The sequence below is a fragment of the Kitasatospora sp. NPDC059571 genome, assembly GCF_042735675.1.
Lineage (GTDB): Bacteria > Actinomycetota > Actinomycetes > Streptomycetales > Streptomycetaceae > Kitasatospora.
The window spans coordinates 12,321-18,194 of record NZ_JBHWBW010000097.1; the positions used below are offsets into that span (position 1 = coordinate 12,321).

Annotated in this window: 3 protein-coding genes; all 3 read left to right on the forward strand. The window is 76.1% G+C overall.

From position 1 onward, the window contains the following. The first annotated feature begins 290 nt into the window (after positions 1–290). The gene (gene murJ, locus ACFV0G_RS14190; RefSeq protein WP_380546331.1) at positions 291–2,759 is read left to right on the forward strand and encodes a murein biosynthesis integral membrane protein MurJ; all 2,469 of its coding nucleotides are present in this window, start codon (positions 291–293) and stop codon (positions 2,757–2,759) included. Positions 2,760–2,987: 228 nt separating this feature from the next. Further along, on the forward strand, positions 2,988–5,186 hold the full coding sequence (locus ACFV0G_RS14195) for a serine/threonine protein kinase (protein ID WP_380546332.1): 2,199 nt from the start codon (positions 2,988–2,990) through the stop codon (positions 5,184–5,186). A 30-nt stretch (positions 5,187–5,216) separates the two neighbouring features. Then, positions 5,217–5,874, forward strand: a 658-nt coding sequence (gene sigM / locus ACFV0G_RS14200; RefSeq protein WP_380546333.1) for an RNA polymerase sigma factor SigM, incomplete at its 3' end; no start/stop codon positions are given.

Sequence of the window (5,874 nt, forward strand, 5' to 3'; positions counted from 1 at the left end):
ACCCGCCCCCCCCGCCGGGCGCGCCCCCCCCCCCCCCGGCGCCCGGGCGGGGGCCCCCCCCCGCCGCGCCGCCGCGGCCGCCCGCCGATGCGGCCGCCGAAGGACCCTCGGGCAGCGCCCCGGACGGGGCCGCGCCGGCCGGCGGGGCGGCGGCCGCGCAGGCCCCCGAGAGCCCGTCCGACTCCTCCTCCGCGTCAGGCCCGGATGCCCGGGATCGGGCCACCGGCGATGAGAAGGTTGGTCCCTGAGGGAACCCCGTCCGGGTCTCCACCGACCAGCGAAGAGGTGGCATGAGCAGCGGTCCGCACGAGGAACGAGCACCGGGCCAGGGCGGCACCGCCGCCCCGCAGCCCGCCGACCCCACCGCCGACCGGTACGTGGCCGACGCCTACGCCCACGACCCCCATGCCGCCGACCCGTTCGGCAGTGCGGCCGAGCACGACCCGTACGGGCTGCGGGCCGCCGAGGCGGCTGCCGCGCCCCCGCGGCAGTCCCCGCCGCCGGGCTCCGAGCCGCAGGCGGCCGTGCTGGCCCCGCCGGCCCCGCACTGGGCCGGCACCCGGGTCCTGGAGGACCCGCTCCCGGTGCCCGCCGCCCTCCCGACGGCCGGTCCCGGCGCCCCGGCCCCCCACGCACCCGACCGGCCGGAGGCCGCCCCCGGGAGCGCCCGGCAGGACCCCCCGGCCGACGACGGCGCGGACGGCTCCGACGGCGCGGACGAGGACGCCGACGGCCCCGGCACCGACGGCGAAGGCAACGACAGCCACGACGACGGCAACCACGTCGATCGGGGGGAGAAGGGCCGGGAGTCCGGCAAGGGGCCCGCGGCGAAGGGGTGGGGCGTCCCCTCCACCGCGGCGGAGCGCGCGGCGGCGCAGCAGGCCGAGGACGAGCGCGAGGCCGCCGAGTACATCGGGGTGGACGCGCTGCTCAGCGGCGAGCGCAGCGCACCCGAGCCGCAGCCGTTCGTCCCGACCATCGAGTTCGACCCGCCGCTCACCGACGCGGAGGCCGAGCTCCACGAGGCGGCCGGACGCGCACCGCGCGAGGCCGCGCCGCCGGTGACCGGACCGGCCGCGGGCACCGTCCCGCCGCCGGTCGTGCCACCCGCCGGGGCGCGGGTCGCCGGGCTGCTCGGCTCCAGCGCCGTCATGGCCGCCGGCACCCTGGTCTCCCGCGGTACCGGCTTCCTGCGCACCATGGTGATCGCGGCCGCGATCGGCGTCGGCACCATGGGCGACTCGTACAACGCGGCCAACACGCTGCCCACCCTGCTGTACATCCTGATCGGCGGGGGCGCGCTCAACGCGGTGTTCGTGCCGCAACTGGTGCGCAGCATGAAGAACGACGAGGACGGCGGCACCGCGTACGCCAACCGGCTTCTGACGCTGGTCATGACCGGTCTGGCCGGGGTGGCCTTCGTGGCGGTGCTCGCCGCCCCGCTGCTCGTCCAGCTGATCTCGCACTCGCTGATGCGCGATCCGGACAGCGCCGCCACCACGGTGGCGCTGGCCCGCTACTGCCTGCCGACCATCTTCTTCATGGGCGTGCACGTGGTGATGGGGCAGATCCTCAACGCCCGCGGCAGGTTCGGCGCGATGATGTGGACGCCGGTCCTCAACAACCTCGTGGTGATCTTCACATTCGGTGCGTACATCTGGGTGTACGGCACCTTCCAGCACTCCGAGGTGACGCCGCAGACGGTCGCACCCGAGGGGGTCCGCCTGCTCGGCATCGGCACGCTGCTCGGCCTGGCCGTGCAGGCGCTGTCGATGATCCCCTACCTGCGGGCGGCGGGGTTCTCGTTCCGTCCGCGCTTCGACTGGCGCGGCCACGGCCTCGGCAAGGCGGCCCGGCTGGCCAAGTGGACGTTCCTGTTCGTGCTGGCCAACCAGGCCGGCTACCTGGTGGTCACCCAGCTCGCCACCGCGTCCGGCATCGCCGCCGAGGCCGAGGGCCACCTCGGCGTCGGCCTCGCCGCCTACTCCAACGCCCTGCTGATCTGGCAGCTGCCGATGGCGGTGATCACGGTCTCGGTGATGAGCGCCGTCCTCCCCCGGCTCTCCCGGGCCGCTGCCGACCACGACGCCGGCGCCGTCCGCGACGACCTCTCGTACGGGCTGCGGACCTCGGCGGTGGCGATCGTGCCGGCGGCCTTCCTGTTCCTGTCGCTCGGGCCGGTGATCGGCTCGGCGATCTACGGCCTCGGCAACGGCGGCGCGGTCGCCCACGGCACCACCGCGGTGGGCTACATGCTGTCCGCCTTCGCCCTCGGCCTGATCCCCTACTCCGTGCAGTACGTGCTGCTGCGCGGCTTCTACGCCTACGAGGACACCCGCACGCCGTTCTCCAACACCGTCTGGGTGGCCGCCTGCCAGGCCGGCACCGCCGTGCTGTGCTGGCTGGTGCTGCCCGCCCAGTGGGCGGTCACCGGCATGGCGCTCGGCTACGGCGCCTCGTACGCGGTCGGGGTGGCCGTCGCGCTGCCCCGGCTCAAGGCCAGGATCGGCGGCCTGGACACCGCCCGGATCGCCAAGACCTACGTCCGGCTGGGCATCGCCTCGCTGCCGGCCGCGGTGCTCGGCCTGGCCGTCGAACTGCTGATGCTCGACCTGGTGAACGGCTGGGCGGGCAGCGTGGCTACCCTGCTCGTGGCCGCGTCCGTGCAGGTCGCCGCATTCCTGCTGGTCGCCCGGCGGATGCGGATCGAGGAGCTGAACTCCCTCGCCGGCATGGTGCGCAGCCGACTCGGCCGCTGAGCAGTGACAACGCGTCAACCCGGTGCCGTCCCCGTGACGGCGCCGGTCGGGCGGGTCGGCCGAGCCGGCCCGCCCGATTGCGTGTGAGTGCGCAACCGGTCGGGGCCCCCAGCGGTCGTACCCGGTGGGAAAGAGTGGGCACAATTGTCCTTGCACGCCCCCGGCGCTCCGGTGCCAGGGCCGGGCGACTTCTCAGGACCGGGCCATACAAGGGGAGGCAGGACCACGGTGGCTGATGGCACCAAGGCGGTCGTCGACGCGTCCGTCGCCGATGAGGCGGCGCTGGCCATGGAACTCGACGGCATCGGGGCCGGCGAGCGGCCCGGCGATGCCGAGGGCACGGCCCCTGCGGCCCCGGCGGACGAGGAGCCCGGCACGGCGCCCGACAGCGGCTCCGAGGGCGCGGTGCGGGCCGACGGCACCGGCGACGGGGAGAGCGCCGACTCGGACGGTACGGCCGACGGCCCCGACCGCACCGCCGAGGACGGCACGAACCACCCGACCGGGCGAACGGGCGCCACCGGAGCGGCCGCCGCGAAGGCTGCGACGGACGATGCCGAGACCGCCCTGCGGGACGCCGTGACGGCCCGTGAGCCCGCCCAGGACGGCCCCGAATCCCCCGAGGCGGCCGGTGACTCCACCGCCCAGCTCTCCGCCCGGGAGATCGCCGCAGAGCTCGCCGCCGACCCCGGCGCGCGGGCCGCCCGCCCGGCCGCCGGCAGCCGGTCCGGATCCTCCGCACGCCGCCCCGCCGACACCCCGTCGGCCCCCGCCCCCGCCTCCCGCCCCACCGCCCGACCCGTCGTCAGCACCGAGACCCTGGACGCCGACACCGGCACCCTTCCCGCCTCCCGCCCCGCCCCGCTGCGGCGCAGCGGCGACAAGATCGGCGGCCGCTACCGGCTGGAGGAGTGCATCACCCAGTCGGAGACCTTCAGCAGCTGGCGGGCGGTCGACGAGAAGCTCCGCCGCGCCGTCGGCGTGCACCTGATGGCCGCCGGCCACCGTCGCGCCAAGTCCGTCCTCACCGCCTCGCGCTCCGCGGCGCTGCTCAACGACCCGCGCTTCGTCCAGGTCCTCGACGCCGTCCAGGAGGGCGACCTGGTCTACGTCGTCCGCGAGTGGCTGCCCAACGCGTCCGACCTCGCCCAGCTGCTCGCCGACGGCCCGATGGAGCCGTACGACGCCTACCAGATGCTCCGCCAGGTCACCGACGCGGTTGCGGCCGCCCACCGCCGCGGCCAGGCCCACCTGCGCCTCACTCCGCGCTGCGTGCTGCGCACCGACACCGGCCAGTACCGGATCAACGGGATCGCGGTGGACGCGGCGCTGCGCGGCCTGTCCACCGAGAACGCCGAGCTCACCGACACCCGCGCCATCGGCGCGCTGCTGTTCGCCGCGCTCACCCACCGCTGGCCGTACCCGGAGGACCGCTACGACCTGCGCGGGATGCCCAGGAGCCTCGGCTCCGTCCCGCCGGACCAGGTCCGGGCCGGTGTCCACAAGGGCCTGTCCGAGATCGCCGCCCGGGCGCTGTGCGAGCACCCGCCGCACCACCTGGAGCCGATCACGAGCCCGGACGGGCTGGCGAAGGCGATCGCGCTGATGCCGAAGATCCGTCAGCCCGACCAGCCGGCCCCGGTGTTCTCCGCGGCCAAGCCGAAGCCCCGGCCCGCCCCCCGCCCGGCCCCGCGGGCCTACCCCGAAGCCGTCGGCCCGGCCGGCCGGCCCCCGCAGGACCGCTTCCCCGAGGGCTCCTCGGCGACCACCGGCGCCCGGACCTCGCGCCGCCGGCGGGTGCTGCGCGGCGTACTCAAGACGACCGCCTCGCTGGTCGCACTGGCCGCCATCGTGGTGGGCTCCTGGCAGGCCGTCGAGCACCTCAACAAGGGCGAGCAGGCCGCCGCGGAGCAGTCGGACGGCCACGCCAGCCACGGGCCCTCCCAGCCGGCGCTGCCGCTCACCAACCAGACGCTCGCCTACACCGCGAGCTCCTTCAACGCGTTCGGCGACAAGAAGGCGGAGCACGCCTCCGAACTGCCCGCGCTCTCCGACGGCAAGAACGACACCACCTGGTCCACGCAGTCCTACAACGACCCCTTCGGCAGCGGCTACAAGCCCGGCACCGGGCTGCTGCTCGACCTGGGCACGGCCCGCACCGTCGGCTCGGTGGACATCCGCTTCTCGGGCAGCCACAAGGTCGAGCTGAAGGCCGCCCCCGCCGACACCACCACGGCCCCCGCCGCCACCCAGGCCGGCTTCGAGGGCTTCGGCGCCTCGATCGCGAACGGCAGCGGCACCGGCGTGCAGCTCAAGCCCGCGAAGCCGATCACCACGCGCTACCTCTTGATCTGGCTCACCGGCATCCCCAACGATGGAGCGGGCGGCTACCAGGGCCACGTCGCCGAGATCACCGTCAACGGCTGAGCCCGCCGGGCAGGGAGGGGGGTGGGGGCGATGGCGGAGCAGCAGTCCGACGCCGACCTGCTCGCCCGGCACGTCGCCGGGGACCGGGACGCCTTCGGCCTCCTGGTGGCCCGGCACCGCGACCGGCTCTGGGCCGTCGCCCTGCGGACCCTCGGCGACCGCGAGGAGGCGGCCGACGCCCTCCAGGACGCCCTGATCTCCGCCCTGCGCGCCGCCCACTCCTTCGAGGGGCGCTCCCAGGTCACCACCTGGCTGCACCGGATCGTGGTGAACGCCTGCCTGGACCGCGCCCGGCGGGCCACCGCCCGGCGGGCCGGCTCGCTCGACGCCGAGCCGCAGCGCCTGGACGCCGCGCTCGGCAGCGCCGAACCGGCCGATTCGCCGGTGGTCCGCGCCGAGCTCCGGCGCGAGGTCGCCCGGGCGCTCGCCGCCCTCCCGCCGGACCAGAGGGCCGCCCTCGTCCTGGTGGACATGCAGGGCTACCCGGTCGCCGAGGCGGCCGAGGTGCTCGGCGTGCCGGTCGGCACCGTCAAGAGCCGCTGCGCCCGCGGCCGGGCACGCCTGCTCCCTCTGGTGCGGCACCTCCGTAACGGCACGGGCGAGGACGGCGGCGCCGACGGCCCCGACGCGGTTTCTAGTGTAACACCCCCCCCCCCCGCCCCGGGGCGCGCCCCCCCCCCCCCCCCCC

Bases quoted from the DNA above. Each gene is read 5' to 3' on its own strand.
- murJ (WP_380546331.1), top strand. From the start codon at position 291: ATGAGCAGCGGTCCGCACGAGGAACGAGCACCGGGCCAGGGCGGCACC.